The organism is Micromonospora humida (assembly GCF_016901255.1).
GTDB lineage: Bacteria > Actinomycetota > Actinomycetes > Mycobacteriales > Micromonosporaceae > Micromonospora > Micromonospora wenchangensis.
The window spans coordinates 180551-207387 of the sequence record NZ_JAFEUC010000006.1 but is presented as its reverse complement, the minus strand read 5'-3'; the positions used below and the strand labels follow the sequence as shown (position 1 = coordinate 207387).

The 26837-nt window shown below is 72.4% G+C and carries 29 protein-coding genes; 7 read left to right on the top strand and 22 right to left on the bottom strand.

Annotated elements, in window-relative coordinates:
• The first annotated feature begins 63 nt into the window (after positions 1-63).
• Positions 64-1176 carry a T3SS (YopN, CesT) and YbjN peptide-binding chaperone 1 gene (locus tag JQX11_RS14370; protein ID WP_204925469.1) on the top strand — a complete coding sequence of 371 codons (1113 nt, stop codon included), beginning with the start codon at positions 64-66 and terminating at the stop codon, positions 1174-1176.
• Between the two features lie 56 nt (positions 1177-1232).
• Here the strand turns inward: JQX11_RS14370 and JQX11_RS14365 are convergent, their stop codons facing one another.
• Entirely contained in the window at positions 1233-1691 is a 459-nt protein-coding gene (locus tag JQX11_RS14365; protein ID WP_204925468.1) for an Lrp/AsnC family transcriptional regulator, read from the bottom strand.
• Between the two features lie 59 nt (positions 1692-1750).
• Between JQX11_RS14365 and ddaH the strand changes: the two genes are divergently transcribed.
• Complete coding sequence (ddaH, locus tag JQX11_RS14360; protein WP_372444588.1) at positions 1751-2584, top strand: dimethylargininase; 834 nt, start codon at positions 1751-1753, stop codon at positions 2582-2584.
• Positions 2585-2641: 57 nt separating this feature from the next.
• Here ddaH and JQX11_RS14355 read toward each other — a convergent pair whose 3' ends face one another.
• Positions 2642-3856, bottom strand: coding sequence for an ABC transporter substrate-binding protein (locus JQX11_RS14355; RefSeq protein WP_204925467.1), 1215 nt, complete (start codon positions 3854-3856; stop codon positions 2642-2644).
• Positions 3857-3885: 29 nt separating this feature from the next.
• Positions 3886-4731 carry an alpha/beta hydrolase family protein gene (locus JQX11_RS14350; RefSeq protein WP_204925466.1) on the bottom strand — a complete coding sequence of 282 codons (846 nt, stop codon included), beginning with the start codon at positions 4729-4731 and terminating at the stop codon, positions 3886-3888.
• Between the two features lie 71 nt (positions 4732-4802).
• Between JQX11_RS14350 and JQX11_RS14345 the strand changes: the two genes are divergently transcribed.
• A complete protein-coding gene (locus JQX11_RS14345; protein WP_204925465.1) occupies positions 4803-5393 on the top strand; it encodes a bacterial proteasome activator family protein in 591 nt (196 codons plus the stop codon).
• A 2-nt stretch (positions 5394-5395) separates the two neighbouring features.
• On the opposite strand, the gene JQX11_RS14340 is transcribed toward JQX11_RS14345, so the two are convergent.
• From JQX11_RS14340 to JQX11_RS14330, 3 genes are all read right to left on the bottom strand, one after another.
• Positions 5396-6208 carry an HAD family hydrolase gene (locus JQX11_RS14340; protein ID WP_204925464.1) on the bottom strand — a complete coding sequence of 271 codons (813 nt, stop codon included), beginning with the start codon at positions 6206-6208 and terminating at the stop codon, positions 5396-5398.
• On the bottom strand, positions 6208-7029 hold the full coding sequence (locus JQX11_RS14335; protein WP_204925463.1) for an HAD family hydrolase: 822 nt from the start codon (positions 7027-7029) through the stop codon (positions 6208-6210). Before JQX11_RS14335 ends, JQX11_RS14340 begins: the two co-directional genes overlap by 1 nt.
• A 186-nt stretch (positions 7030-7215) precedes the next feature.
• A complete protein-coding gene (locus JQX11_RS14330; protein WP_204925462.1) occupies positions 7216-7944 on the bottom strand; it encodes a hypothetical protein in 729 nt (242 codons plus the stop codon).
• A gap of 153 nt (positions 7945-8097) precedes the next feature.
• Between JQX11_RS14330 and JQX11_RS14325 the strand changes: the two genes are divergently transcribed.
• The 3 genes from JQX11_RS14325 (at position 8098) to JQX11_RS14315 (ending at position 9850) form a co-directional block, all read left to right on the top strand.
• Positions 8098-8526: an OsmC family protein gene (locus tag JQX11_RS14325; protein WP_088643598.1), complete on the top strand. Its 429-nt coding sequence runs from the start codon at positions 8098-8100 to the stop codon at positions 8524-8526.
• Positions 8527-8634: 108 nt separating this feature from the next.
• Positions 8635-8979 (top strand): metallopeptidase family protein, encoded by a 345-nt coding sequence (locus tag JQX11_RS14320; RefSeq protein ID WP_204925639.1) that lies wholly within the window; start codon positions 8635-8637, stop codon positions 8977-8979.
• 151 nt (positions 8980-9130) lie between these two features.
• On the top strand, positions 9131-9850 hold the full coding sequence (locus tag JQX11_RS14315; RefSeq protein ID WP_088643597.1) for an AIM24 family protein: 720 nt from the start codon (positions 9131-9133) through the stop codon (positions 9848-9850).
• A gap of 114 nt (positions 9851-9964) precedes the next feature.
• Here the strand turns inward: JQX11_RS14315 and pheA are convergent, their stop codons facing one another.
• From pheA to JQX11_RS14295, 4 genes are all read right to left on the bottom strand, one after another.
• The gene (gene pheA, locus JQX11_RS14310) at positions 9965-10921 is read right to left on the bottom strand and encodes a prephenate dehydratase (protein ID WP_204925461.1); all 957 of its coding nucleotides are present in this window, start codon (positions 10919-10921) and stop codon (positions 9965-9967) included.
• Positions 10922-10931: 10 nt separating this feature from the next.
• The gene (locus JQX11_RS14305) at positions 10932-11483 is read right to left on the bottom strand and encodes a hypothetical protein (protein WP_307826183.1); all 552 of its coding nucleotides are present in this window, start codon (positions 11481-11483) and stop codon (positions 10932-10934) included.
• A 177-nt stretch (positions 11484-11660) separates the two neighbouring features.
• On the bottom strand, positions 11661-12119 hold the full coding sequence (locus JQX11_RS14300) for a PAS domain-containing protein (protein WP_204925460.1): 459 nt from the start codon (positions 12117-12119) through the stop codon (positions 11661-11663).
• 175 nt (positions 12120-12294) lie between these two features.
• Complete coding sequence (locus JQX11_RS14295; protein ID WP_204925459.1) at positions 12295-13032, bottom strand: hypothetical protein; 738 nt, start codon at positions 13030-13032, stop codon at positions 12295-12297.
• Between the two features lie 164 nt (positions 13033-13196).
• Between JQX11_RS14295 and JQX11_RS14290 the strand changes: the two genes are divergently transcribed.
• Positions 13197-14414 carry an arginine deiminase gene (locus JQX11_RS14290; RefSeq protein ID WP_204925458.1) on the top strand — a complete coding sequence of 406 codons (1218 nt, stop codon included), beginning with the start codon at positions 13197-13199 and terminating at the stop codon, positions 14412-14414.
• Positions 14415-14446: 32 nt separating this feature from the next.
• On the opposite strand, the gene JQX11_RS14285 is transcribed toward JQX11_RS14290, so the two are convergent.
• The 12 genes from JQX11_RS14285 to JQX11_RS14230 form a co-directional block, all read right to left on the bottom strand.
• On the bottom strand, positions 14447-15328 hold the full coding sequence (locus JQX11_RS14285; RefSeq protein WP_204925457.1) for a DUF5926 family protein: 882 nt from the start codon (positions 15326-15328) through the stop codon (positions 14447-14449).
• A gap of 53 nt (positions 15329-15381) precedes the next feature.
• Positions 15382-15828 carry an ATP-binding protein gene (locus JQX11_RS14280; RefSeq protein WP_372444587.1) on the bottom strand — a complete coding sequence of 149 codons (447 nt, stop codon included), beginning with the start codon at positions 15826-15828 and terminating at the stop codon, positions 15382-15384.
• 54 nt (positions 15829-15882) lie between these two features.
• Positions 15883-17340 (bottom strand): sensor histidine kinase, encoded by a 1458-nt coding sequence (locus JQX11_RS14275; protein WP_204925456.1) that lies wholly within the window; start codon positions 17338-17340, stop codon positions 15883-15885.
• A gap of 116 nt (positions 17341-17456) precedes the next feature.
• On the bottom strand, positions 17457-18248 hold the full coding sequence (locus JQX11_RS14270; RefSeq protein WP_204925455.1) for a glycerophosphodiester phosphodiesterase: 792 nt from the start codon (positions 18246-18248) through the stop codon (positions 17457-17459).
• A 10-nt stretch (positions 18249-18258) separates the two neighbouring features.
• On the bottom strand, positions 18259-18594 hold the full coding sequence (locus tag JQX11_RS14265) for a rhodanese-like domain-containing protein (protein WP_088643589.1): 336 nt from the start codon (positions 18592-18594) through the stop codon (positions 18259-18261).
• Between the two features lie 84 nt (positions 18595-18678).
• The gene (locus JQX11_RS14260) at positions 18679-19620 is read right to left on the bottom strand and encodes an LCP family protein (protein ID WP_204925454.1); all 942 of its coding nucleotides are present in this window, start codon (positions 19618-19620) and stop codon (positions 18679-18681) included.
• Positions 19621-19817: 197 nt separating this feature from the next.
• Positions 19818-21026 carry an LCP family protein gene (locus tag JQX11_RS14255; protein WP_204925453.1) on the bottom strand — a complete coding sequence of 403 codons (1209 nt, stop codon included), beginning with the start codon at positions 21024-21026 and terminating at the stop codon, positions 19818-19820.
• A 259-nt stretch (positions 21027-21285) separates the two neighbouring features.
• Complete coding sequence (locus JQX11_RS14250; RefSeq protein ID WP_204925452.1) at positions 21286-22515, bottom strand: LCP family protein; 1230 nt, start codon at positions 22513-22515, stop codon at positions 21286-21288.
• A gap of 77 nt (positions 22516-22592) precedes the next feature.
• The gene (locus JQX11_RS14245; protein ID WP_204925451.1) at positions 22593-23570 is read right to left on the bottom strand and encodes a GDP-mannose 4,6-dehydratase; all 978 of its coding nucleotides are present in this window, start codon (positions 23568-23570) and stop codon (positions 22593-22595) included.
• A gap of 162 nt (positions 23571-23732) precedes the next feature.
• Entirely contained in the window at positions 23733-25406 is a 1674-nt protein-coding gene (locus tag JQX11_RS14240; protein WP_204925450.1) for a monocarboxylic acid transporter, read from the bottom strand.
• Complete coding sequence (locus JQX11_RS14235) at positions 25384-25755, bottom strand: DUF485 domain-containing protein (RefSeq protein WP_088643583.1); 372 nt, start codon at positions 25753-25755, stop codon at positions 25384-25386. The genes JQX11_RS14240 and JQX11_RS14235 overlap by 23 nt, the downstream gene beginning before the upstream one ends.
• 265 nt (positions 25756-26020) lie before the next feature.
• Positions 26021-26782: a flavin reductase family protein gene (locus tag JQX11_RS14230; RefSeq protein ID WP_372444594.1), complete on the bottom strand. Its 762-nt coding sequence runs from the start codon at positions 26780-26782 to the stop codon at positions 26021-26023.
• Positions 26783-26837 lie beyond the last annotated feature (55 nt).

Sequence of the window (26837 nt, the reverse complement as noted above, 5' to 3'; positions counted from 1 at the left end):
GGTCGCGGTGGATTCGTTCTCCGGCCCGCCTGGGTAGGGTGACCTTGACGGATGGAGGCGATCATGACGGCGGACCACCCCTCGAAGCCGACCGGTGACCAGCCCGGCACCTCGCCGGCGCACCACGACCACCACGAGTCGGTCCTGCTGGACGAGCCGAGCACGGCCGACCTGCGGGCCAAGGTCACCGAGGCGTGGCGGGAGTTCGCCCGGGCGCTCGCCGAACGGCTGCGCGAACTGCCCACCGGGGCGCAGCTCGAAGTGACCCTGGACCCGACCGCCTCCGGCACCGGCGACGCCGTCTACTCGATCAGTGTGGCCGTAGGTGAGCAGGGACGGCTGTCCGCGCGGGCGGTCGGCAACGCCACCCTGCCGCAGGGCTTCCGGCTGGACCGTGCCGCGGTGGCCGACATGATCGCGCTCGGCTGGTCGCCGCCCGGCGTGGTGGCCGGCTCCGGCGAACGCTTCGGCCTGGACGGGTCGACCGGGGACGCCAGCAAGCTGGCCGGGCTGCTCTCCCGCACCCTGCGCGACGTGTACGGCGCACCGCACCCGGCCTTCCTGGTCTATCTCAGCCAGGACGCCGAGGGGGAGCCGTTGCCGATCGAGGCGCTCGGCACCGCACGCAGCGAGTTCGGCCCCGACCGGGACGTCGAGGCCGACCTGGACGAGGCGCTGGCCGCCGCCGCGAACGCCCAGAGCGAAGATCAGGAGGTGCTGGACCTGCCCGAGCGGGTCCGGACGGTGGTGTCGACGATGCTCAAGTCGACCTCCGAGCACCTCCAGATCGACTCCGACGGGGACATCAACATCCGGGCCGGCTCGGCGATGGTCTTCGTCCGGGTGCGGGACAACCCACCGCTGGTGGACGTCTTCTCGCCGGTGCTGACCGAGGTCGAGCCGACGGAACGGTTGTACGTGAAGCTCTCCGAGCTGACCAACCGGATGCCGATCGGCCGGTTGTACTGCGCCGACGACACGGTGTGGGCGTCCATCCCGGTCTTCGGGCGCAACTTCCAGGCCACCCACCTGATGCTGGCCGTGCAGGTGATGACGGGGCTCGCCGACGAACTCGACGACCGGTTGCACGGCGAGTTCGGCGGCAAGCGGTTCTTCGGCGAGGGCGACAAGGCGAGCCGGGGCGACACCGGGCACCGCACCGGCATGTACCTCTGATCCAACGCCGCGCGCCGGGCCGCAGGCGCGCCGGCCCGCCCGCCCCCGGCCGGGTGTCAGGGGGTGGACGGGCCGACGCCTGGCGACTCGACCAGCCGGGACAGCACGATGGTGCTCCGGGTGGAGGTGACGAACGATTCCGCCCGCAGGCGTTCGAGCGCCTCCTCCAGGTGGGAGATGTCGGCGGCCCGCAGGTGCACGAGCGCGTCGGCCTCACCGGAGACGGTGTACGCGCCGACCACCTCGGGGTGCCGGCGGGCGGCCACCCCGAGCTGGGTGGGGGTGGTCCGGCCGGCGCAGAACAGCTCGACGAACGCCTCGGTGGTCCAGCCGACGGCGGCCGGGTCGACCACGGCGGTGAAGCCCCGGATCACCCCGGTGGCCCGCAGCCGATCCACCCGTCGCTTGACCGCCGGAGCGGAGAGTGACACCCGGGCGCCGATGTCCGCGTACGAGGTTCGGGCGTCCGCCACGAGCAACGCAATGATTCGCTGGTCGACCGCGTCTATCTGCAACGTTCCGCCTCGGGGAAGCAATGGTTCTGGCTGTTACCAAAGTTCTACGCTACCTACCCTTGGTGACCGTGAACCAGCAGCGCGTCCCGCGAAAGCGGACATATCTCATGTGTGCCCCGGAGCACTTCGCGGTCGAGTACGCCATCAACCCGTGGATGGACCTCACCGTCGGCGTCGACGTGGCACTGGCCGTCGAACAGTGGGACCGGCTGCGGCACACCCTGGTGGACCTCGGTCACGACGTGCACGTGCTCACCCCGCAGGCGGGGCTGCCGGACATGGTCTTCGCGGCCAACGGCGCCTTCGTGGTGGACGGGACCGTCTACGGGGCGCAGTTCAAGCACGAGCAGCGGGCCGCCGAGGCCGCCGCGCACCGGGAGTTCTACCAGAAGCACGGCTGGCACTTCATCGCGCCGAGCGAGACCAACGAGGGTGAGGGCGACTTCGCCTACCTGCCCGAGGCGCACGGTGGGCTGATCCTCGCCGGGCACGGGTTCCGCACCGAGCTGCCGGCGCACGCCGAGGCACAGGAGGCGCTGGGGCGTCCGGTGGTGTCGCTGCGCCTGGTCGACCCGCGTTTCTACCACCTGGACGTGGCGCTCGCCTCGATCGACGACGGCAACGTCGCGTACTTCCCGGGGGCGTTCTCGGCGGCCAGCCAGCGGGTGCTCGCCCAGCTCTTCCCCGACGCGGTGCTCGCCGACGACGAGGACGCGCTGGCCTTCGGCCTGAACCTGGTCAGCGACGGGGCGAACGTGGTGCTCAACAGCGACGCGACCCGGCTGGCCGGCAAGCTCAAGGCGGCCGGCTACACCCCGGTCCCGGTGGAACTGGCCGAGTTGAAGAAGGGTGGCGGCAGCGTCAAGTGCTGCATCGCCGAGCTGCGCCCCTGACCGGCTCCGGCACCACGAACGGCCGGTCCCGCCAGGGCCGGCCGGGTGCCGGGCGGCTCAGCCCAGGGTGGCGATCTCGTTGATCAGGACGTTGGAGAGCAGCCGGCCGTCGAACTGCACCTTGCGCAGGTACCACTTCTGCTGCGGGGTACGCGGCTGGTTGAACTGCCACGGGCCGCGCGGGCTGTCGATCTGACCGATCTTGCCCAGCGCCAGGTTGACCTGCTGCGCGGTCGGCTCGGCACCGGCCAGCCGGATCGCCTTGTCGAGCACCTGCGCGGCGTCGTACGAGGCCATCGCGTAGGTGGTGGGCGAGACGTTGTAGGTCTTCCGGTAGGCCGAGGCGAAGATCCGGTTGGCGTTGTTGTTCAGGTCGGCCGAGTAGTTCAGCGCGGTCTGGATGGTGCCGGCCTTGAGGCTCTCGTCCGCGTTGACCAGGGTCGACCGCAGGTCGGTGAGGATGTTGCCCTCGGTCAGGAAGCCGGGCGCGTAGATGTCACCGAACCAGCGGCTGCGACGCAGTTGCCTGATGAACTGCTCACCTGCGGTGCCGGAGTAGAAGCAGAAGATCCCGTCCGGCTGGCGGCTGAGCGCCTCGTCGATCTGCGCGCGGAACTCGTTGTCGCCGGGGGCGGGGTTGGCGGTGGTGAGGATGGGGTCACCGATGATCCGGGGGTCGTCGGTGCCGAAGCCGTCCCGGAAGCCGTTGATCACGTCCTGGCTGGCGGTGCCCTCGGGGGCGACGATGGCGAGCCGGCTTCCGGTGGGAAATGTTCGCCGCAGGTACGACCCGAGCGCCCGGCCGGGCTCGTCCAGCACGTACGACGTCCGCCAGATGTAGACGACGCTCTGCAGGCTGGGCGGGGAGGCGTTGGACCCGATGAGCGGCACCCGGGCCTTCTCCACGGCGTCCCTGATGCCGGACATCACTGTCGAGTTGACCACGCCGGTCATGGCGAGCACGTTCTGGGCGAGCAGGTTGTCGACGGCGGCCTGGCCGCTCTTGGCGTTGTCGCCCTCGTCGACGGCCACCACCGTCGTCGGGTGGCCGCCGAGCTGCTGCCCGTTCATCGCCAGGAAGAGCTGGAAGCCGTTCTCGATGTCGATGCCGATCGTCTTGCCGTCGCCGTTCTCCGGCCGGATCAGCCCGATCTTGATCGGCTTGCCCGGGGCCGGCGTCTCGGTGTCGTCCGTGCCGCAGGCGGCGACGAGTCCGGTCGTGCCGAGCGCGGCCAGCAGTTGAAGGGCCCGCCTGCGGTTCATCTGCGACACCGAAATCCTTCCGGGAGCATTGCCGGGCGTCACCGCCCCTCCGGCGTTCTACCTGGTGGGCGACCCTGCGTCAATGGATCTTGATCTTCAAGCAACGACTGCAACGCAGCCCTTACCTGCGGCCAGGCCGCCGAGAGCGGGTCGATCAACCCGAAGTGCTCGCATTCCGGCAGCTCAATGAGGGTGACCGGGGCGCCGGCGGCCCGTGCGGTGGCAGCATATGACCTGCTCAGGGCGGCCGGTACCTGGCGGTCTCCACCGCCGTGCAGGATCACCGTCCGTGTCCGTCGCGGCACCGAAAGGCAGGGGTCGGCCACCGCGTACCGCTGCGGGTGTTCGGCCGGGCCGCCGCCGAGCAGCGCGGCCACCGCCCCCGAATCCAACCCCAGCCGGTACGCCTCGGCGAGGTCGGCGACCGGGGCCAGCGCCAGCACCCCGGCCACGTCCTGCGGAGCGTGCGCCGCCACGTGCAGCGCGAGCTGCCCACCCGCCGAGTGCCCCAGCAGCAGCGGCGGCCCCGGCGCGACCGGCCCCGGCAGCGCCTGCGCCACCAACCCGGGCAGCGCCGCCACCCCGGCCCGGACGTCGGTCAGTGTGTTCGGCCAACCACCGCCCGGCTGGCCGGTGCGCCGGTACTCCAGCTGGGCCACCGGCCAACCCGCCTCAGCCAGGGCGGCCGCGAGCGGGCCGGTGTGGGTGCGGTCGTACTCGGCCCGCCAGAAGCCCCCGTGCACCACCGCGACCAGCGGCCGGACCGGACCACCACCGGCCGGCCGGCGCAGGTCGACGAGCTGCTCCGGCTGGTCGCCGTAGGCGACGGTCAGGTCCGGCGGCGGGGCGGGCCGGCTGAGCACCGCCCGGGGGTCGTGGGACATGCCGGCGACGGTAGCGCGGCTGGTGGCGGTCCGGGTGGGTGCGACGGGAGCGGGTGGGTAAGGATGGGGCCATGACCGAAGCGCACCCCACTGGACAAGCTGACGAGCCGGGCCGCCCCGACGGGCAGTCGGGCACCCTGGTCGTGGTCGGCCCGGACGGCCGCCCGGTCGGCACCATGCAGACCGACGAGGCCGGCGAGGACCCGACCCGCCTGGTCGAGCAGCCGGCCAAGGTGATGCGGATCGGCAGCATGATCAAGCAGCTGCTGGAGGAGGTCAAGGCCGCCCCGCTCGACGACGCCAGCCGGCACCGGTTGCGGGAGATCCACCAGCGGTCGATCGTCGAGCTGAAGGAGGGCCTCGCCCCCGAGCTGCGCGAGGAGCTGGAACGGCTCTCGCTGCCGTTCGCCGAGGACCAGGCGCCCAGCGAGGGCGAGCTGCGGATCGCCCACGCCCAGCTCGTCGGCTGGCTGGAAGGGCTCTTCCACGGCATCCAGGCCACCCTGGTGGCCCAGCAGATGGCCGCCCGGATGCAGCTTGAGCAGATGCGCTCCGGTGGCCGCCCCGCCCTGCCCAGCGGCCCCGGCGGCGGGATGATCCCCGGCATGCCCGGCATGGGTCAGCCCGGTGGCGAGGGCCACAACACCGGCCAGTACCTCTGAGCTCAGCCCACCCCGAAGACCTTCTCCAGGTACGCCGCCACACCGTCGGCGGTGTTCGCCCCGGTCACCTCGTCGGCGATCTCCAGCACGGCGGGGTGTGCGTTGGCCACCGCCACCGCCCGCCCCGCCCAGGTGAGCATCGGCACGTCGTTGGGCATGTCCCCGAAGGCGAGCACGTCGGCCTGCGCCACCCCGACCCGGGCCGCGTACCAGGCCAGCCCGGCGGCCTTGGTCACCCCGGCGGCGGAGATCTCCACCAGCCCGCTGTACGACGAGTGGGTCGCCTCGGCCAGCCCCTCCAGGGCCCCCGCCACCACCTGCACGAAGGCGTCCGGGTCCTGGGTGCCGGCGCGGGCCAGCAGCTTCACCGCCGGCACCGAGGCCAGCTCCTCCGGCGACTCGACCGCCCGGATGGCCTCGTGGTCAGCGTCCCAGCGCAGCGGGTAGTGCGCCTCGTGCCGCATCTCCCGGCTGTCCACGATCTCCACCGCGAAGCTGACCTCCGGCACCGCCGCCCGCAGCCGGCGGGCCACCTCGGCGAGCAGTTCCGGGGCCAGCGGGTCGGCCCGCAGCACCTGATCGGTGTCCGGGTCGTAGACCACCGCGCCGTTGGCGCAGATCGCCGGCAGCGGGGCTGCGAGCTGGTCGTACACCAGTTGGAGCCAGCGGATCGGGCGGCCGGTGACCAGCACGACGGGGGTGCCCGCCGCGGCGATCCGCTCCAGCACCGCCGCCGTACGCGCGCTGAGCCGGCGCTCGTCGCCGAGCAGGGTGCCGTCGATGTCGCTGGCGACCAGCCGTGGTGTCTCTGCCATCACCGGGAGAGTAGCCGGTCGAGGTAGACCGCCACCCCGTCGTCGTCGTTGCGCAGGGTCACCTCGTCGGCGGCGGCCCGCACCAGCGGATGCGCGTTGGACACGGCCACCCGGGACCAGCCGGCCCAGGCGAACATCGGCAGATCGTTGGGCATGTCCCCGAAGACCAGCACGTCCGCCGGGTCGACGCCGAGCCGCTCGGCGACCACGGTCAGCCCGCTGGCCTTGTCCACCCCGGCCGGGGTGATCTCGACGAAGCCGAGCCCGGCCTGGGTGAGGGTGGCGACCTGCGGCGGGACGATCCGGCGGGCGGTGGCCAGCAACTCGTCCACGTCGTGGTCGGCGGTCCGGACGAACGCCTTGATCACGTCGAGGGCGAGACATTCCGCCCGACTCCGCGCCTCGAACCGCTCCGGGTAGGGCCAGGCCGGGTGGTAGTCGCCCCAGAGCGGCGCGTCGTGCTCGTCGGACCCCTCGACCATGACGGTCAGCGGGCCGACGGCGGCCTCCAGGTCGGTCAGCAGACCGGCCAGCACCTCGGCGGAGAGGCGCTCGTCGCGCAGCACCACCGGGCCGGTCGGGTCGCTCTGGTCCACCACGCAGCCACCACCGGCCATCACCAGGAAGTCGGCGGCCCGGATGTCGTTGCGGGTGAGTTCCTTCAACCGGGGTCCGCGGCCGGTGGCGCCGACCACCGGGATACCGGCGGCCCGCACCCGGTCGAGCACCCCGTGGGTGTACGCCGAGACGGTGTCGTCGCTGCGCACGAGCGTGCCGTCGAGGTCGGTGGCGATGAGTTTGGGCAGTCCCGGGCGGGTCATCGTTCCTCCTTGCCCGCCGCCGTCCGTACCGGTCGTCCGACCCGGTGTGACGGCGGGCAGCAACCGTACCTCGCCGTCCGGGTCGCAACCATGGCTTCCGGGCGAATCAGCAGGCAACGCCCGGTGACCGCCGCGCGGCCCTCGGCCGGGACGCGGTCACGCTGACCGGATTCGGGCCCGGCGGGCTCAGGGGTGCGGTTCGCGGCGGGCGAACGGGACCGTCGGGGTGACGGTCAGACCGGCGGGCGCGGCCGGCCGCTCGTCGTCCCCGTCCGGGTCGACCCCGTACCGGTCCACCGCGTCCGGGTCGGCACGCGGCCCGACGGCGTCGGCCGGCGGACCGTCCGGCTGCGCGACGGCGGTGAGCAGCGCCGCCCCGACCAGCGCGACGGCGACGAAGGCCATCACCAGGCCCCGGCCGTAGTCGACCCCGAACCCGTCCTCCGGGGAGTAGAACAGTGCCCGCTGGCCCGAGTCGTCCAACGAGAAGGCGGTGACGGTGAGCAGGACCGCCAGGGCGCCCGCCACCGCCAGCCCGGCCACCCGGGCGTCGTGCCGGACCGCCGGCCGCCCGCGCAGGGTCAGCGCCACCGCGACGCTGAGCAGCAGGAGCCCCACCAGGTAGGCGATCCCGAAGCCGCCCACCTCGGCCACGCCACCGGGCACCCGGATGGTGCCGCTGCCCTCCGGACCACCGTTCGGCACGGTCATCACCAGCCACTCCCCGGCCATCGACGCCGTGGCGGCGACCGCGCCGAGCAGGGCCAGCACCGGGGGCAGCCGCCGGTCCCGGCGCAGCGCGGCGGGCCAGTGCCCGAACCGTGCGCCGGCCGGTCGTGCGGGGTCACCCCACTCCAGCACGGGGGTGTCGTCCGAGCGGTCGTCCTGTCTCGGGATGGGGAGATCCTGGGACATCGGCTACCTTCCGCGTCGCGGGCCTGACCCGCATCATCCCACGCCGGTACGCCCCGACCCGGCAGCGCCGACGCCCCGGAACGCCGTACGTCGGCCGCCGCCGGGCCCGCCGGGTCGGTCGCCGCGGGCGGGGCTTTCGACTAGCGTTCGGGTATGCCTATCCGTACCGCATCCGCACGTTGGCAGGGCAACCTCACCGAGGGCGCCGGGACCGTCCGTACCGGCAAGGGTGGCCTGGAGGGGAACTACTCCTTCAAGTCGCGCTTCGAGGAGGGCGAGGGGACCAATCCGGAGGAGCTGATCGGGGCGGCCCACGCGGGCTGCTTCTCGATGGCGCTCTCCAAGCAGCTCGCCGACGCCGGGGTGTCCGGCACCTCGGTGGAGACCACCGCGAAGGTGCACTTCGACAAGACCGACGCGGGCATGACCGTCACCCGGATCGACCTGGAGACCGTCGGCCAGGCCCCGGGCCTGGACGAGGCCCAGTTCACCAAGCTGGCCGAGGCCGCCAAGGAGGGCTGCCCGATCTCCCGGCTGCTCTCCCCCGGCGCGCAGATCAGCCTCACCGCCCGCCTCGCCTGATCCGTCCCGTCCGCGTCCGGCCCGCGGGCCGGACGCGGACGGGGTACCGGCGGCGCGCTACGGGACCGGTGGGCGGCCGGCCGGTCGGGCACAATGGGTGAGGTGCCCGTGGAGATGAGCCGTGAACGCTTCGAGGAGCTGGTCGGCGAGGCCCTCGACGAGGTGCCCGAGGAACTGCTCCGGTTGATGAGCAACGTGGTCATCCTGGTCGAGGACGACCCGCCGCCCGGCGAGGACCTGCTCGGCCTCTACGAGGGGCACGCGCTCACCGAACGAGGCTGGAACTACTCGGGCGTGCTGCCCGACCGGATCTTCATCTACCGCCGGCCGATCCTGCGGATCTGCGCCACCGAGGACGACGTGGTCGACGAGGTGGCGGTGACCGTGGTGCACGAGATCGCCCACCACTTCGGCATCGACGACGAGCGGTTGCACGCGTTGGGTTGGGGCTGAGCCCGCCACCCGCCGCGTCCGGCCGGCCGTCTGCGCGCACCTGACCGGTTCCGTGCGCGGAGCCGGGCTTGCCCGCCGCTCGGCCGATGCAACGGGTTGCGGGGGCTGCCTACCGTGTGGTGAGCACACCCCCAATCAGGAGGAAGACCCAATGCGCAGCGCGCTGTTCTCCGCGGAGAACCTGGAGAAGGAGTCCGCCCAGCCCGGCATGCGGCTGCAGAACTCCAAGATGTTGAAGATCGAACTCAACGGTGAGGCGATGGCCCGGGTCGGGTCGATGGTCGCCTACCAGGGGCAGGTGCAGTTCCAGGCATTGGGCTCGGGCGGCATCGGCAAGTTCATCAAGCAGCGGCTCACCGGCGAGGGCGTGCCGTTGATGAAGCTCAGCGGCCACGGCGACGTGTTCCTGGCCGAGCTGGCCAAGGACGTGCACATCATCGACCTGGAGCCGGGCGACGCGCTGTCGATCAACGGGTCCAGCGTGCTGGCCTTCGACTCCACCCTGTCGTACGACATCAAGATGGTCGGCGGCGCGGGGATGGCCTCGTCGGGCCTGTTCAACTGCGTGTTCAGCGGCTACGGCCGGATCGCCATCACCACCAAGGGCACCCCGGTCGTGCTCAACGTCGACGCGCCCACCTACGTCGACCCGCAGGCGGCGGTGTGCTGGTCGGCCAACCTCCAGACCGGCTACCACCGCGCCGAGCAGCTCGGCCTGGGCACCCTGCTCGGCCGCAGCACCGGTGAGGCGTTCACCATGAGCTTCGCCGGCCAGGGCTTCGTCGTGGTCCAGCCGTCCGAGGAGCCGCCGGTCCAGGGCAGCGGCGGCCAGCAGCAGCAACAGGGCCTGCTCGGCGGCCTGCTCAGCTGATCTTCGCGACGTGGGGCGGTCCCGGCCGGGACCGCCCCACGGTCGTCTGCGCGGCCGGAGCGGTGCGGTCCGCACCCGGTGCCGCACCGCCGCCGGGACCCCGGTCGCGCGGGCTCAGCTCAGCTCGCCGGCGCGCAGCCGGGCCAGCCAGGCTGCCGCGTCGGTGTAGTCGGTGTCCGAGAGCCCGGCCGGCGCGGGGACCGGCCGGTCACCCGCCGCGTCGGCCCACCGGTGCCGGGGGTACGACCCGAGGAAACGCACCTCGGCACAGACCCGCCGCAGCCCCTGCAACGCCTCACCGAGCCGGGCGTCGGCCACGTGACCGGTGCAGTCGAGGAAGAAGACGTACCGGCCCAGCGCCTCCCCGGTGGGGCGGGACTCGATCCGGGTCAGGTTGACCCCCCGCACGGCCAGCTCCATCAGCACCGACAGCAACGCGCCCACCCGGTCGTGGGCGATGGAGACGGCAAGCGACGTGACGTCGTCGCCGGTGGGCGGCGGGGGCGGGCCGGGACGGGACAGCAGGGCGAACCGGGTCACCGCGTCCGGGTGATCGGCGATCTTGTCGGCGAGCAGGGTCAGCCGGTGCCGGGCCGCCCCGATCGGGGCACAGATCGCCGCGTCGTACTCGCCGCCGGCCGCGCCGGCGGCCGCCGCGCCGTTGGACAGCACGTCGATCACCGTGGCGTCGGGCAGGTGCGCGCGCAGCCAGTTGCGGCACTGGGTGGACGCCTGCGGGTGGGCGGCCACGCTGCGCACCCCGACCAGGTCGGTGCCGGGGCGGGCGCCGAGCACGAACTCCACCGGCAGGATCACCTCGCGGGTGATCACCAGCGGGTCCCCCTCGGCCAGCTCGTCCAGGGTCACCCCGACCGCACCGCCGATCGAGTTCTCCATCGGCACCAGCGCCGCGTCCGCCTCACCGGCCCGTACGCTCTCCAGCGCCTCACCGACGCTGCGGGCGGGCGTACGACTGCCGCGCTCGGCGGCCGGGACGGTGCGCAACGCCTGCTCGGCGAAGGTGCCCTCGGGGCCCAGGTAGACGTAGCGGGTCGGCGGTGTTCCGGGCATGCCGCCCAGCCTACGCACCCGGCGGCAGCCCGGTCCCGGTGTCGCAGGCCAACGTCCGGATGGCGGGCGGCGCGACGGCCTTCACCTCGATCGAGCAGACGTCCGTACCGGCGGTGACCAGCCGCAGCGCGCCCGGCTCCCCCCGGCTGACCGCCTGGAGTTCCTCGTGCCCGCTGACCGACAGCACGGTGTACTGCCAGCCGTCGGCGCACAGCGGCCCGTCGACGGCCCGTACCGACACGTCGCGGGGCAGCACGTTCCCGCGGAGCAACCCGATCACCCGGTCGGCCGAGGGACGGCCGGCACAGGCCTCCGCCACCGTCGCGACGGTGGGGCTGGGCAGCGTCGACGTCGGCGGCAGGGTGGGGGTCACCGGTAGGGCGGGGGGCGGCGTCGTCGGCGGCAGGGTCACGGCCGGCGTGGGTGGGGCGACCGGGGCCGGCAGTCGGGGCTCGGGCGGGGCGGCGCAGCCGGTGAACGGCGACACCGCGAGCAGGGCCACGGCGATCCGGGCGGCGACCGGCCGCCGGTGCGGGGGACGGTGGGCGGGGTCAGGCGGCACGGGCCGGTCCTCGGGGGCTTCGGGCGCGGGGGGCGTCGCGACGGGGTCCGGCCTCACGGACCGTGGGAGGGGGCCGGTCGTGTGGCCGGTGGGGTGAGCCCATCGTAGGAAAAACCGCCCGCCCGGTGAAGGCCGGCGCGACGTCCGACGCGGCGGCCCGGCGTGGGGCGGTGCCGGTCAGATCGGGGAGAAGAAGGTGAGTGAACCGGTGACCGAGCCGCCGGTGAGCATCGGGGTGGAGACGGCGTCGACGGTGGCGTAGGTGCTGGCGTCGCCGGCGGGCTGCACCCGCAGCAGGCCCCGGGCGAGTCGACCGGAGTGCAGGGCGAGCAGCGGGGGGATCTTGTCGGTCTCCTGCTCGGGCAGCTCGTGCCGGGCGGCGGTGAAGTCGAGCAGCCGCAGCCCCCCTTCGAGCAGCGGCAGGCCGACCACGTCCTCGGGGGCGCCGAGGCAGAGCAGTTCGCAGCCGGCGGCGGAGATGGCCACCACGAGGGTGTCGGCGTCGATCAGCAGGCAGGGCTCCTCGGCGTGCGAGACACTCGCCGACCACTTCCCGACGTTGTCGCACCCCGGCCCTGTCGGCGTCCGCGCCGCCGGCACGAACACGTCCGGGAGCGAGAGTTCGACGTGGGCCACCGCGCCTCCTAGGTACACCGACGGTCTGTCCACGCTAGCCGGTCTTCGTGACGGTCGCCGACCGCGCGGGAGCCACCGGCCGCCGGTGGAGGGATCATGTGCCCTGGTGGGCGGCCGGCGACGGCGCGGACCGGCATGTCGGGGGGACCGGTACCGCGGGGCGTCGCCGGTGACGTTACCGGCGACCCGCCGGCTTGTCAGCGGCCGTTCGGCCCTCGTCGTACCACCGGTAGTCGCCGGTGGGACGGTAAGTGCCGTTGTGCCAGGTCTGCGGTGCCTGGGCGACCCGGGACAGCTTCTCGGCGGTGGCCGGGCTGATCCGGTTGCCTCCGGCGACGAGGAGCCGGTCGAGCTCCCGGTGGGTCGCCATCATGCAGTCCTTCGGCAGGCCGTAGACGCTGATGACGCCGGAGCCGACGAATGTCAGCACCGGCGTCACCGGGATCGGCAGCCCGACCGCCTGGGTGAGCGCCTTGCTGGCCCGCTTGGCGTCCCGCCGGGCCTCGGCCACGTACGGCGGGCGCTTGCCGTTGATCTGCACCACGTCCCCGGCGACCAGCACCCGGGCCCGGCCGTGGTCGGCGATGCTGACCGCGAAGAGCCCGCTGGGGCCGATGGCGAGGAACCCGGCGCGTTCGTCCTGACCGTGCTCGCGCAGGACGTCGGCGACGTCGGTGCGCGGCCACTCGATGACGTGCCAGGCGGGGCCCAGGTGGTCGAGCTGACCGAGCGCCCGCGCACCGGCGGCCTCCAGCCGGCGGGCGCCCCGCTCGGCCCGACGTCGACGTGCCCACTCCAGTGGGGTCGGACGTACCGGGTCGAGAGCCGCGGACCCGTCGGGACGGGGGTGCGGCACCGTCACGGGCGGCAGTGCCCGGGTGGGTACGGCTCGACGAGCGGGAAAGACAGTCATCGCGACCTCCGGCAAAAGGTCCCTCGAAAGTTATGTTCTCACTACCCTACGTCGCCACTGTGGGGGTACGGCAAGTTGGAACGCCGGAATGAGTGCGGATGAATGCCATATTCATCCGCAGTTCTTCCGCTGAAGATCGTTCATCACTGTCCTACGCTGCGGGGGTGACCCACTACGTGGACAGCGAGGTCGGTCGACTCGGCACGGTGCTGTTGCACCGACCGGGCCGGGAACTTGCCCGCCTCACCCCCCGCAACAACGACTCGTTGCTCTTCGACGCTATCCCATGGGTCGGCCGGGCCCAGGAGGAGCACGACGCCTTCGCCGCCGAGCTGCGCGGACGGGGAGTGGAGGTGCTCTACCTCGCCACCCTGCTCGCCGAGACGCTCGCCGTCGCCGAGGCCCGCACCGAACTCACCGAGCAGGTGCTCGCGTCGCCCCGGCTCGGCGACACCCTGCGCCGCCGGGTCGCCGACCACCTCACCTACCTCGACCCCGCCGCGCTCGCCGACGTGCTCATCGCCGGACTCGCCCACGAGGAGGTGCGGATCAGCGCCGAGCGTCCCGGTGGTCTGGTCTGGACGATGATGGACCGCCACGAGTTCGTCATCGACCCGCTGCCCAACCTGCTCTTCACCCGGGACTCGTCACTGTGGATCGGCGACCGGGTCGGGGTCACCAGCCTCGCCATGCCGGCCCGCCGCCGGGAGACCACGCTGACCGACGCGATCTACCGGCACCATCCCCGCTTCGTCGGCACCAGGACCGTCTACCACCCGGGCCTGGAACACCTCGAAGGCGGCGACGTGCTGCTGCTCGCCCCCGGGGTGCTCGCCGTCGGGGTGGGCGAGCGGACCACTCCGGCCGGTGCCGAACGACTGGCCCGGCAGGTCTTCGCCGCCGGCCTGGCGCACACCATGCTGGTGGTGCCGATCGCCCAGGAACGGGCCACCATGCACCTCGACACCGTGTGCACCATGGTCGACGTCGACGCGGTGCTGATGTACCCCAACGTGGCCAGCACGCTGTCCGCGTACACGGTGATCGCCGGGCCGGACGGCGAGCCCCGGGTGGACGGCCCCGCGCCGTTCCTGCGCGCGGCGGCCGACGCGATGGACCTCGACCAGCTCCGGGTGATCGACACCGGCCTGGACCCGGTGACCGCCGAACGCGAACAGTGGGACGACGGCAACAACACCCTCGCCCTGGCCCCCCGGCTCTGCGTCGGCTACGAACGCAACGTGGAGACCAACGCCCAGCTGGAGCGCGCCGGCATCGAGGTCATCCCGATCGCCGGTTCGGAGCTGGGCTCCGGCCGGGGCGGCCCCCGCTGCATGTCCTGCCCGCTGGTCCGCGAGCCGCTGCATCCGACGGCCGGCTGAACCGCCCCACCCGGGGCGGCCCGGCCGGCGGGCTAGCGGAGGGTGAGCTGGCGGCCGAGCAGGCCCTGACGGGCCCGGCGGCCGGCGGCGTCCAACGGCTCCTTCTCGGCCAGCGCGTCGGCGTACCGCTTGGCGAACGCGGCCACCGGCTCCTCCCACTCGGCGGCCGGGACGTCCTCCGGCAGGTCCCACACGGGTGCCAGCCGGCCGTGCGCCCGGAACATGCCGGCGAACTTCGTGCCCTCGCCGAGGGTGAGCGCACCGGCGGCGGAGAGCCGGGAGAGCGCGTCCAGCGCGGCGTCCTCGTCGTCGCCGAGCACCCAGCGCACGTGCGCCTTCTCCGGCACCTGGCACCAGTAGGCGGCCCGCGCGGCGGCCAGCTTCACGGTCGGGTAGATCGCCGCGTTCGCCCGCTCCAGGGACGCCTGCACGGTCGGGTCGTCGGCCGCGCCCGGGTCGAGCCAGAACTCGAAGCCGTCGTGCATCGTGATCTCCAGCGGACCGTCCACCAGGATGTCCTGCAGGCGCGGGCCGGGACCCGGCAGCGGCGGCACCGTCACCGCCCCGCCCGGCTCGGTACGCAGCGCGCAGAGCAGCGCGTCGGCCAGGTCCCGGGAGACGTCGCCGGACTGCTGGTGCCGCTGCAGGCCGATGAACACCCGACCGTCCGGCTTGGTCATCGCCGGGGCGGCCATCGGCAGCACGGTCGCCAGGACGACCGGGCGGTCGCCGTGCTCCTCGACCAGGTCCGGGGTGAGCCGCAGCGGTGCCGAGGCGGCCGGTACGAGTTCGCGCAGGGCGATCCACTCCGGCTCGTCCACCAACCCCTCGAACGGACGGGGGACGAAGACGTCCCGGATCTTCTCCCGGCGGGGAGCGGTCTCGGCGCGCTGGTTCTTTCGACGCTTGCTCACGGCGAGACAGCCTAGAGCCCGGCGGGCGGCGGTGGGGGAAGGACCCGCCCCGGTCAGCCGGCGGCGACCAGGTCCGGCCGGCAGTCGGCGGGGTCGAACTCGGCCCAGACGCTCTGCCCCAGACCGTCCCGGTCGACCCCCCAGCGGCTGGCCAGCCCGGCGACGATGTGCAGGCCCCGGCCGTCGACGGCGTCCGTGCCGGCGGACCGCATCCGGGGGCCGGCCCCGGCGCCGCCGTCGGTCACCCGGACGGACAGGCCCGGCCCGGTCCGGGTCGGGCGCAGCCGCCAGGCCACCCGGACCACCCCGCCGGGCAGCGGGTCGGCGTGCCTGACCGCGTTGCCGACCAGTTCGGCCAGGACGGCCACCAGGTCGGCGAGGAGCGGTGGGGGCACCAGGTCGGCGAGTTCGTCGGCGAGCCGGTGCCGGGCCAGCCGCGCGCCGGTGGCGTGGTGGGGGACCACCACACACCACGCACGCTCGGCTCGTCCCGTCGACACTCCGGCTCCTTCTCGGCCCGTGCCCGCGGTGGGTCGTCCGGCCCACCGGGCGGCTCACCCGCGGGGGAGCCGCACCTCTGCGACGGTACCGCCACCGTCGCGTGGACGTAGGGATACCCATCCATTCTGCTGTTCAACGATCCGGCGGACGAGATAGAGGCCGAGTCCGGCACCCGGATAGGCCCGCCGGTCGCCGGACTCGCCCTGCCAGAACCTGTCGAAGGCGCGTTCGACGTGCTCCGGCCGGATGCCCACCCCCCGGTCGGTCACCCGGAACGACACGGTCTGGTTGTCGGCCGACGCGAAAACCTCGATCGGGGAGTCCGCCGGCGCCCACTTGCCCGCGTTGGTGCACAGTTCGGTCAGCACGGTGGTCAGGCTGCGCCGGTCCCCGAGGGCCTTGGGCAGGTCGGCCGGCGCGTGCAGGAACAGGCGTCGGCGCAGGTCGCCGGGGAGGTCCAGGACCGCCGCGCGCAGCGCCTCACCGAGGTCGAACGGGACGGCCGGCTCGCCGTCGGAGCGTACGTCGGTGGCCGAGGTGAGCAGCCGGTCGACCAGCCGGGCCAGTTCGTTGGCCCGTTGACCGATCACCCGGGCCGCCTGCCGCCGGTCGTGGTCGGTCAGCGACTCCCAGTGGTCGGTGAGGGTGTCGGCGTATCCCTTGATCACGGTGACCGGGGTGCGCAGCTCGTGGCTGGTGACCGCGACGAAGAGGTCCCGGTCGGACTCCCGGCGTCGCTGGTCGGTGATGTCGCGGAAGGTGATCACCCGCAGCGTGCCCGGCCCGACCAGCTCGCCGGTGGTGATCCGCAGCCACCGCCCGTCCGGGAGCTGGTGGTCGAGCACCTGGCCGGCCGGCGGGAGCGGGAACGGCAGCGGGCGGTTCATCGCGTCACCGGCGCTGCGCCCGGTGACCTGGGTGGCGGCCGGGTTCCACAGCCGGACCCGACCGTCCCGGTCGACCACGGCCAGGCCGTCGGCGAGGGCCGCGACGACCGGGCCGTCGCCGTGCACCGGCAGGCCGCTCTGGTCGCCGTACATGTGGGCGATGCAGGAGGCGAGGTAGCCGAGGGTGGCGTGCTGGACGCGGTCCTCGGTCTCGTCGTCGTCGGCGTAGAGGGCGTGCAGGGTGCCGACGGTGAGCCCGTTGAGTTCGGCGCGGGCGACGATCATGCGGCGCAGGCCGTTGCCGACCAGTTCCGCGGCGAGCGGACCGTCGAGGTGGTCCAGCCGGGCCTGCCGGACCCGGGGCCCGGTGAGCAGGCAGACGGTGGCCGGGTCGGAGGCGGGCAGCGGGCGGCCGACGCTCCACTCGGCGCAGCCGCTGGCGGCGATCACCCGGCCGCCGGTCGGGGCGAACTCGACGAAGGCCACGCAGTCCGCGCCGAGCGTGGGGCGGGCCGCCCGGAGCAGCGAGGTGAGCACCGGCAGTCCGGCCTCACCTGAGTTGATCATCTCGATCACCGCGCCGTGGTCGGCGATGAGGGTGGCGAGATCGGGGCGCTCCGGCATGCCCCGAGTCTGCCCCGTACCGGGCGGTTCGGGCACCCCCCGCAGGTCACCCGGATCCGGCAGCCGGTGCCGGCCCGAACCACCGGCGTCGGCCGGGGACCGGTGTGAGCCGGGCGTCACCGGCCCAGCCGGGCCAGGGTGTGCGCGGGCCGGTCGGTGATCACCCCGTCCACCCCCGCGTCGAGGACCAGCTCCAGGTCGGTGGGTTCGTTGACCGTCCAGACGTACACCGGGTGGCCGGCGGCGCGCAGTGTGGGCACCAGCTCCGGGCGGGCCCGGACCAGGCCGATGCCCGGCCCGGCGATCCGCGCCCCGAACGGGAGCCGGCCGAGCCGCAGCCAGCGCGGCAGCACCTCCAGCAGCAGCACGGTCGGCAGCGCCGGGGCCAGTTCACGCATCCGGCGTACCGCCAGCGGGGAGAACGACATCACGGTGACCTGCACCAGGTCGTCCGGGCGCGGCTCGGCCAGCCCGTGCCGGCGCAGCATGGTCACCAGCCGGCGCTCGACGTCCCCCCGGTAGCGGGACGGGTGTTTGGTCTCCACCAGCAGCTTGACCGGGCGGCCGGAGTCGCGGACGGCGGTCAGCAGCCGGTCCAGGGTGAGCAGCCGGGTGTGCGTGTCGTCAATCGCCTCGTCACCGTCGGCCGGGGCGCAGCCGGGATGCCAGGAGCCGAAGTCCAGGGTCTCCAGCTCGGCCAGGGTGCGGGCGCTGACCAGGCCGTGACCGTTGCTGGTCCGGTTCAACCGCCGGTCGTGTACGCAGACCAGGTGCCCGTCGCGGGTCAGCCGGACGTCGCACTCCAGCCCGTCGGCGCCTTCGTCGAGGGCCCGCAGGTAGGCCGCCAGGGTGTGCTCGGGCAGGTCGGCCGAAGCGCCCCGGTGCGCGAAGACCAGTGGATCAGCCATGCTGCGCCGCTCAGATGACCTGGCCGGGCTGCCCGTCCCCGGTGACGACCGGCCTGCCGACGGCCGCCCACTGCCGCATCCCGCCGTCGGCGTTGCGGACCTGCTCCCAGCCGTTGCCGAGCAGGTAGCCGACGACCTGGGCGGAGCGCCCGCCGGAGCGGCAGATCACCGCGACGTCGCGGTCGGTGGGCACCTCGGCGAGCCGGGCCGGCAGTTCCATCATCGGTACGTGGTGCGCGCCGGGCGCGTGGCCCGCCGCCCACTCGTCGTCCTCGCGGACGTCGAGCAGGTAGGTGTCGTCGTCGATCGCGGTCACGGGGACACTGGGAACCTGGGATCCGAACACGGTCGAAAGCCTAGATCCTCGGTGCCGGCGAGGGCACGTCGGCGCTCGGCGTGGCGACCTGTCGGCGGGTGTACGGCATGACGGTCAGAGCCGGTTGACCCAGCGCGGGTTGGCCCGGGACCAGTCGGGCAGCCGGTGGGTGCGGACGGCCTCGAAGAGCCCGCCGCCGCCGTTGTCGAGCACCACGTACGAGACGCCGTCGATGGTCTGCGGGTAGGACGGGAGCTGCACCCCGCGCAGCGCGTCGGCGGGCAGTGACCGCAGGGCGAACAGCAGCTCGTCCAGGGGTACGCCGTTGGTGTCGACGGTGAGCGCGCTGCCGACCGCCCGCAGCACCCGGTCGAGTTGCACCGGGTCGGTGCGCAGGTGGGTCTCGCCGGCGCGGTCCATCATCGCCCGCAGCATCTGCTGCTGGTGGCGCTGCCGGTCGTAGTCGCCGTTGGGCAGGTCGTAGCGTTGCCGGGCGTAGTCAAGCGCCCGTGCGCCGTCCATCTGCTGGCAGCCGACCGGGAAGACGACGCCGGTGTGGATCGAGCGGACCTCGGTGTCGACGCACATCCGGATGCCGCCGAGCAGGTCGATGACGCGTCGGAAGCCGGCGAAGTCGACCAGGGCGGCCCCGTCGAAGCGGATGCCGGTGAGCCGGGTCAGGGTGGCCGAGAGCAGGCGGGTGCCGCCCTCGCCGCCGCCGCCGTGCTCGTACGCTGCGTTGATCTTGTCCTGGCCCCCGGCGTAGCCGACGCCGTCGGGGGGGATGTCGACCAGCAGGTCCCGGGGGACGGAAATCAGGTACGCCTGCCGCAGGCCGGGCGGTACGTGCACGATCAGGATGGTGTCCGACCGCTGGTCCGGGCCGGGCGCGCCGGGGCGTCGGTCGGAGCCGACGATCAGGTAGTTGAGCCCGGTGTCCAGCTCGGTGCGGGCCTGCCGGGCGTCGGGGGAGAGCAGTTGCTCCTTGCTGACCGTGCGCTCGTAGCGGTGGGCGAGCAGCCGCACCCCGACCACGGCGAGCCCGGCGAGCAGCACCAGGGCGAGGCCGACGCCGAGCAGGGCCCGTGGCCAGCGTGCCCTGCGCCGGCCGGGAGGCGGTGTGCCCCGCCCCCGGTCGGATCGCGCTGACCTGGCCGTGACATCCTCCCCGTGGCCGCAACGTGAATATCTCTCACGTCAGGCTACGGTGGGCCGACCGGCTCCCGGGCCGGTTCGCCGCGACTACCGACCGGTCACTTCCGGGTGGACAGCACGCTCGGGTTGGCGTACACGAACTCGCCGAGCTTGTCTTCCTTGATCGCCTGGAACATGTCCAGCGTCTGCTGGCTGAGCGCCTCGCGGTTGTTGGCGTTGCCGTTGAACGTGCCGCCGTTGGTCCGCAGCATGGTCAACTCGTTGGCGGTGACCCCGCGCATGGTGAACACCAGGTCGGCCACCGGCACGCCCCCGGTGTCCAGGATGAACGCCTTACCGGCCGCCTTGATCAGCTGGTTGACCTTGACCGGGTTGGTCATCATGCCCTTGTCGGTGGCCTTGCGGGCCATCGCCTTGATCAGCTGCTGCTGGTTCTGCTGCCGGTCGTAGTCGCTGTTCGGCAGGCCGTAGCGCTGCCGCGAGTAGTCGAGCGCCTGGAGGCCGTTCATCTCCCGGCAGCCCTTCTTGTAGACCACCGGGGTCATCGGCCGGCCGGTCTTCTTGGCGTCCGCATTCCACATCTGCTTGCCGTCGACCATCATCATGTGGTGCGACTTCACCTCGTGGCTGACGCAGATGCGCACCGTGCCGAGGGTGTCGATGACGTTCTTGAAGCCACCGAAGTTGATGATCGCGGCCCCATCGAAGCTGACCCCGGTCATGTTCTTGATGGTCTGGGCCATCAGCTGCGCGCCGCCCTCCCAGCCGCCGCCGTTGCGCGCGCCGGCCTGGAACGCCGCGTTGATCTTGTCGGTGCCGCCCTTGAACCCGCTCTTCTTGAACGGCGGGATCTGCGCCTCGGTGTCCCGGGGGATCGAGACCAGGTACGCCTGGTCGTGGCTGGCCGGGATGTGCAGCACGATGATGCTGTCCGAGCGGACGTCGTCGGCGGCCCAGCGCTCCCGGGCGTCCACGCCGAGCAGCAGCATGTCGATCGGGCCGTCGAGGTTGGCGCCGCCCTCGGCCTCGGTCTTGCCCGCCCCGCCGAGCAGGTTGCGCTGGGCGATGTTGCCGGTCGCCTGACTGATCAGCGCCTTGCTGCCCACGATCGCCACACCGCTGGTCAGCATCAGCACCGCGCCGAAGACCACGGTCAGCCGCGCCCAGAGCGGGTCCTTGCGCCGGGCGCGCTTGCGGGCCGTGGTGGAGGGCCGACCGCCGCGACCGCCCGCTGACGGGACGGCGGCCGACGCCCGGTAGGGGTCGGCGCTCGGCGGCGATGGGCGGGGGCTGGTCTGAACCGGCATGCGTGCTCCAGCTCGCGTGATCGGGGGGCGGGACCACTTTACGTACCGCTTCCCGGCAAGGCGAGGTCGTCACACGCACAAATCCCAGACAACCTGACCTTTAGCCCCATGATTCATCCGTTCGGGCGAATCGATGCGACCGGATGGCCGTTGGCGTCCGATGATCAAGCGTTCCGGAAATGACCTCTGATGATGTTCGTCGAAATCTGTCGGACACACGGGGGCGGGCCGTGACCGCCCGCCCCCGCCGGGCGACGTCTCAGTTGCCGTTGCCGGCGTCCGCCTTCTTGTCGGCCGCCACCCAGTCCGCCATCGTGTCGGCGGACATCGCCTTGTACATCGCCAGCGCCCTCTCCCGGTCGGAGACCACCACCGACTCCCCGTTGATGGTGTCGCTGCCGCTGTTCGGGCTGGTGAGGAAGGTCAGGTTCTCCCCGCGCAGGTTGCGGAACTGGATGGCCATGTCGCCGAGGGAGAAGTCGTTGTCGACGGTCACCGCGGCGGTCACCGACTTGAGGAACGCGTTCAACTTCTTGGGGTTGGTCAGCGTGCCCGTGCTGGCCGCCTTGTCCATCAGCGCCCGCAGGAACTCCTGCTGGTGGCGCATCCGGGCGAAGTCGCCCTGGGGGAACTGCTTGCGCTGGCGGATCCAGTCCAGGGCCGTCGCGCCGTCCATGTGCATGGTGCCCTTGGTGAACTTCCGGTACGGCTTGTGGATCGAGGTGATGCTCCGCTCCACCTTCAGGTCGACCCCGCCGAGCGCGTCGGTGACCTCCTTGAAGCCGCCGAAGTCGATCGCCATCACGTTGTCGATCCGGACGTCGGTGAAACACTCCACGGTGCGTACCGCAAGCGGCAGGCCACCGAAGGCGAACGCAGCGTTGATCTTGGCGCGCTGACCGGAGTCGCAGGCCGCGCCCGCGTTCTCGGGGATCGGCACGTACAGGTCACGCGGGACGGAGACCAGGTAGGCCGACTTGTGGTCGGCCGGGATGTGCATGACGATCAGCGTGTCCGCCCGCCACTCGCCCGGCTTGTCGACCGCCGCGTCCGGGTCCCGCGAGTCCGTGCCGACCAGCAGGATGTTGAGCGCCCCGTCGACCGCCTTCGCCGGCCGGCCACCGGTGATCTCCGAGAACGGGTCGGTGCGGGCCAGGTCCTCGTTGAGGTTGCGGGTGTAGAACCAGGCTCCGATCCCGCCGAGCAGCGCCACCACCAGCACCGTCACACCGGCCACCAGGGCGATCCGCCCCCAGCGCGGGCGCGGTCCACGCCGGCCGTAGTTGCCCGGCCCGCCCGGCCCCGAGGGTGTGCCGGGCCCGCCCGGCCCGCCCGACCGGGGCTGACTCTCCTGGTGCGACGGGTACCACTGCGCGTCGGACGCCCGGGCGCGCCCGGTGGGGCCCCGGTCGGTGCCGGGCACCGAGGCCCGGCCCGCGCCGCGGTGCAGGTAAGGGAGCGAGGCGCCGGCTGACGAGGTCGCTGACATGCGTTTCAGCGTACGTAGGCGGGTCGAGCGTTCGCTGAATGTGAAGCCCGCCGGCCGTCCCGCGTGGCGCGGGGGAGCTACCCTAGCCGGTCGCGGAAATGGTCGATGGTGCGTCGCAGGCCCTCCTCGGGCGAGACCTCCGGCTGGTATCCCAGCAGGTCCCGGGCGAGGGTCAGGTCGGGACGGCGCATCTCCGGGTCGTCCGCGCTGCGGGTGACGTAGGTCACCTGTGACGTGCTGCCGGAGAGTGACACGATCGTCTCGGCGAGTTGCCGCATCGACATCTCGTGTTCGGTGCCGCAGTTGATCGGGCCGGTCTGCGTCGAGTCGAGCAGCAGCAGGATGCCGCGCACCAGGTCGTCGACGTAACAGATCGACCGGGTCTGGTCACCGGTGCCGTGCACGGTGATCGGCTCGCCGCGCAGCGCCTGGGAGATGAAGGTGGGGATCGCCCGGCCGTCGTCCGGGCGCATCCGCGGGCCGTACGTGTTGAAGATCCGGACGATCGCCGCGTCCAGCCCCCGGCTGCGGTGGTAACCCATGGTGGCCGCCTCGGAGAAGCGCTTCGCCTCGTCGTAGACGCTGCGCACCCCGATCGGGTTGACGTTGCCCCAGTACGTCTCCCGCTGCGGGTGTTCCTTCGGGTCCCCGTACGCCTCGGAGGTGGAGGCCATCAGGAACCGGGCGTCGTCGGCGACCGCGCGGTCGAGCAGGTGCAGGGTGCCCACCGACCCGACCCGGAGGATCTCCACCGGCAGCTTCGCGAAGTCGGTCGGGCTGGCCGGGGACGCCATGTGCATGATCGCGTCGAACCGCTGTGCCAGGGCCGGGTGGTGGGTGGGCAGGCCGTCGGAGATGTCCGCCTCGACCAGGGTGAACCGGGGGTGCTCGGCCAGGTGCGCGACGTTGTCCTTGGAACCGGTGACGAAGTTGTCCAGTGCGACCACCGTGCACCCGCGCTCGACCAGGGCGTCCGCCAGGTGTGACGGCACGAACCCGGCACCGCCGGTGACCAGGACGCGGTGACCGTTTCCGAACCGCTGGGCAACCTTCATGGCGGCCAGCCTACTTCTCCCTGCTGCCCGGGGCCCGGTCGACCCGAGGCCGGGCGCGCCTCGTCCTGCGCCCGTCCCCGCCCGGTTGACGACTCCCCGGGGTGACCGACGGGTGGGCCCCCGACGCGAGCGGTCGCGTCGGGGGCCCGTGGTGCCGGTCGTTCAGTGCGCGCCCGCGCCGGTGAGGGCACGTACCTCCAACTCGGCGTACTTGTCCTCGTCGTGTTCCTTGGAGATCACCGTGCCGAGCCAGCCGCAGAGGAACCCGAACGGGATGGACAGCAGGCCCGGGTTGGACAGCGGGAACCACTGCCAGTCGTGGTCCGGGAACATCGAGGTGGGTGCCCCGGAGACGACAGGCGAGAAGAACACCAGGAACACGGCCGAGACCAGGCCGCCGTAGATCGCCCAGACCGCGCCCGAGGTGTTGAACCGCTTCCAGAACAGGCTGTAGAGGATCGCCGGCAGGTTGCCCGACGCGGCCACCGCGAACGCCAACGCCACCAGGAAGGCCACGTTCAGGCTCTGCGCGTAGATCGACAGGGCGATCGAGACCGCGCCGATGACCAGGGCCGATATCCGGGCCACCCGGACCTCCTGGCGTTCGGAGGTCTGCCCCTTCTTGACCACGTTGGCGTAGAAGTCGTGCGCCAGGCTGGAGGATGAGGCCAGGGTCAGGCCGGCGACCACCGCCAGGATGGTCGCGAACGCCACCGCCGCGATGATCGCCAACAGGGTCGCCCCACCCAGGTCGCCGCCGAGGAAGGTCTTGCCCAGTTCCTCGGCGAGCTGCGGCGCGGCGGTGTTGCCGGCCTTGTCCTGCGCGACGATCTCCTTGCCGCCGACCAGCGCCGCCGCACCGAAGCCCAGGGCCAGGGTCAACAGGTAGAAGGTGCCGATGATGCCGATCGCCCAGAGCACGCTCTTGCGGGCCGCCTTGGCGGTCGGCACCGTGTAGAAGCGGATCAGGATGTGCGGCAGGCCGGCGGTGCCGAGCACCAGGGCGATGCCCAGCGACAGCAGGTCCATCTTGTTGTAGAAGGTCTGGGTCGAGTTGCCGGCCACCTCGACGCCGTACCGGAGCCCGGGTTCGAGGAACGCGCTGCCCTTGCCCGACGTGGCGGCGGCGTCACCGAGCAGCGCCGACAGGTTGAAGTTGTACTTCGCCAGCACCAGCACGGTCATCACCAGCGCGCCGGTCATCAGCAGGAACGCCTTGACGATCTGGACGTACGTGGTGCCCTTCATGCCGCCCACGGTCACGTAGATGATCATCAGGGCACCGACCATGATGATGGTGGCCACCTTGGCGGTGTCGGCGTCCATGCCCAGGAACGTCGTGCCCGGCTTGATCCCCAGCAGCAGCGCGACCAGGGCGCCCGCGCCCACCATCTGGGCCAGCAGATAGAAGATCGACACGGTGATGGTGGAGACCGCCGCTGCGGTACGCACCGGGCGCTGACGCATCCGGAACGCCAGCACGTCGGCCATCGTGTAGCGGCCCGAGTTGCGCAGCAGTTCCGCCACCAGCAGCAGCGCCACCAGCCAGGCGACCAGGAAGCCGATGGAGTAGAGGAAGCCGTCGTAGCCGTACAGGGCGATGATGCCGGCGATGCCGAGGAACGACGCGGCCGACATGTAGTCGCCGCCGATCGCCATGCCGTTCTGGAAACCGGAGAACGACCGGCCGCCGGCGTAGAAGTCGGTGGCCGTCTTGGTCTGCCGGCTGGCCCAGATCGTGATCGCCAGCGTCACCGCCACGAACACCAGGAACAGGGTGATGGTCAGGTTGCGGGCGGTGCCGCCGCCCGCCTCAACCGCGAGGACCGTGTTCACGGTTCACCTCCCCGATCTCGGCGCGGATGCGGTCGGCCGTCGGGTCGAGCTTGCGGTCGGCGTACCGGGAGTAGAGCCAGGCGATGAGGAACGTCGAGACGAACTGGAGCAGCCCGAAGATCAGCGCCACGTTGATGTTGCTGCCGAAGAGCTTCGTGCCCATGAAGTCCCGCGCGTAGGCGGAGAGGATCACGTAGAGCGCGTACCACAGGAAGAACGCGACGGTCATCGGGAAGACGAAGCTGCGCAGCGCGCGGCGCAACCCGACGAACTCGTCCGACCGTTGTACGGCCAGATAACGCTCCGCCGCCGAGTCGGCCGGGGCGGGCGTGGGTGTGTCCGTGGACATCTGTGGATCACCACCTTCACAGGCATCGGGAGTTTCGCGCACCGTAGAGAGCGGCCTGCCTGCGAGAAAAGGTGCAGATCGATCCCGGCAGTCCCCTGCGCCGAACGGTCCCCCACCTGCGCCCAGTGACCCACGTCACCCCGCTCACCGGCGTGACCGCATGTTGATCCAGCCTCCTGGGCCGGAGTTGCGGTATCCGCCGGCCAGGATGCCGCTATATCGGTGACATTGCGACGCCACCCCAGCCCCGCACGGGCGGGGCTGGTCAGGGAAGCTGGTGGTAGCGGCCCCGGTGGTGCAGGAGGGGCGGGGTGTCGGCGACGATCTCGACCGTCTCGATGGTCGCCTCGACGAGGAGGGCCCAGCCGTACTCCCGGGCGGTGTCCAGGCGGCAGCCGGCCCAGCTCCCGGCGTCGGCGGGCACCGGCCCGTAGGGCGTGTCGGTCCACGCGTCGGTGGCGAACAGCCCGCCCGGCGAGGGGAAGAGCCCGGCGAACCGGTCCGCGAGCTGCCGGTGGGACGGCCCGAGCGGGGCCACCGCGAACCGGCCGGCGTCCTCGATCGCCGTCCACAGGTCGGCCTCGGGGTCGACCAGGCCGAGCAGCCGGTCCGGCTCGCCCTCGGCGACCAGGGTTGACGACACGGTCAGTCCGGCCGGGCCGGGAGCGGTCCAGAGCGTCACCGGCGCGGCGAGCCGCCCCCGCAGCCGACGGGCCGGCGAGCGTTGCCCGGTCGGCACCGCGAACGGGTCGGTGTGGTGGATCTCGGCACCCGGTTCTGGATTCACGTGAAACATTGTGGCCCCCGCCCCGTCCCGCGTTGCCCGGTCGGGGCGAGAGTCGGCCGAGCTTCCATGATCGTCTACGCCGGGGCGACCAGGGCGCGCCGGTTCGGTGCCGCTCCCGCGTAGATGATCTTCGGAACTCCCCGCCGGGCGGGCGCGGGCCCAGCCGAGGAAGCGTTCGTGCAGGTCGGCGGGCCGGACGTGGCCGGTGAGCTGGCCGAATTGGTCGCCGGCCTCCACCATCAGCGTGCCCAGGTAGACCAGTAGGGCGGTCCGCTGGCCCCGGTACTCGTCCAGC

Excerpts from the sequence above, each read along its gene's own strand:
- JQX11_RS14315 (WP_088643597.1), top strand. The coding sequence starts at position 9,131 with ATGCGCAGCGCGCTGTTCTCCGCGGAGAACCTGGAGAAGGAGTCCGCC.
- JQX11_RS14245 (WP_204925451.1), bottom strand. The coding sequence starts at position 23,570 with ATGAAGGTTGCCCAGCGGTTCGGAAACGGTCACCGCGTCCTGGTCACC.
- JQX11_RS14295 (WP_204925459.1), bottom strand. The coding sequence starts at position 13,032 with ATGACTGTCTTTCCCGCTCGTCGAGCCGTACCCACCCGGGCACTGCCG.
- JQX11_RS14340 (WP_204925464.1), bottom strand. The coding sequence starts at position 6,208 with ATGGCAGAGACACCACGGCTGGTCGCCAGCGACATCGACGGCACCCTG.
- JQX11_RS14350 (WP_204925466.1), bottom strand. The coding sequence starts at position 4,731 with ATGTCCCACGACCCCCGGGCGGTGCTCAGCCGGCCCGCCCCGCCGCCG.
- JQX11_RS14270 (WP_204925455.1), bottom strand. The coding sequence starts at position 18,248 with ATGGCTGATCCACTGGTCTTCGCGCACCGGGGCGCTTCGGCCGACCTG.
- JQX11_RS14255 (WP_204925453.1), bottom strand. The coding sequence starts at position 21,026 with ATGCCGGTTCAGACCAGCCCCCGCCCATCGCCGCCGAGCGCCGACCCC.
- JQX11_RS14230 (WP_372444594.1), bottom strand. The coding sequence starts at position 26,782 with ATGGTGGAGGCCGGCGACCAATTCGGCCAGCTCACCGGCCACGTCCGG.
- pheA (WP_204925461.1), bottom strand. The coding sequence starts at position 10,921 with ATGCCCGGAACACCGCCGACCCGCTACGTCTACCTGGGCCCCGAGGGC.
- JQX11_RS14330 (WP_204925462.1), bottom strand. The coding sequence starts at position 7,944 with ATGTCCCAGGATCTCCCCATCCCGAGACAGGACGACCGCTCGGACGAC.
- JQX11_RS14325 (WP_088643598.1), top strand. The coding sequence starts at position 8,098 with ATGCCTATCCGTACCGCATCCGCACGTTGGCAGGGCAACCTCACCGAG.
- JQX11_RS14250 (WP_204925452.1), bottom strand. The coding sequence starts at position 22,515 with ATGTCAGCGACCTCGTCAGCCGGCGCCTCGCTCCCTTACCTGCACCGC.
- JQX11_RS14335 (WP_204925463.1), bottom strand. The coding sequence starts at position 7,029 with ATGACCCGCCCGGGACTGCCCAAACTCATCGCCACCGACCTCGACGGC.
- JQX11_RS14275 (WP_204925456.1), bottom strand. The coding sequence starts at position 17,340 with ATGCCGGAGCGCCCCGATCTCGCCACCCTCATCGCCGACCACGGCGCG.
- JQX11_RS14235 (WP_088643583.1), bottom strand. The coding sequence starts at position 25,755 with ATGTCCACGGACACACCCACGCCCGCCCCGGCCGACTCGGCGGCGGAG.
- JQX11_RS14345 (WP_204925465.1), top strand. The coding sequence starts at position 4,803 with ATGACCGAAGCGCACCCCACTGGACAAGCTGACGAGCCGGGCCGCCCC.
- JQX11_RS14370 (WP_204925469.1), top strand. The coding sequence starts at position 64 with ATGACGGCGGACCACCCCTCGAAGCCGACCGGTGACCAGCCCGGCACC.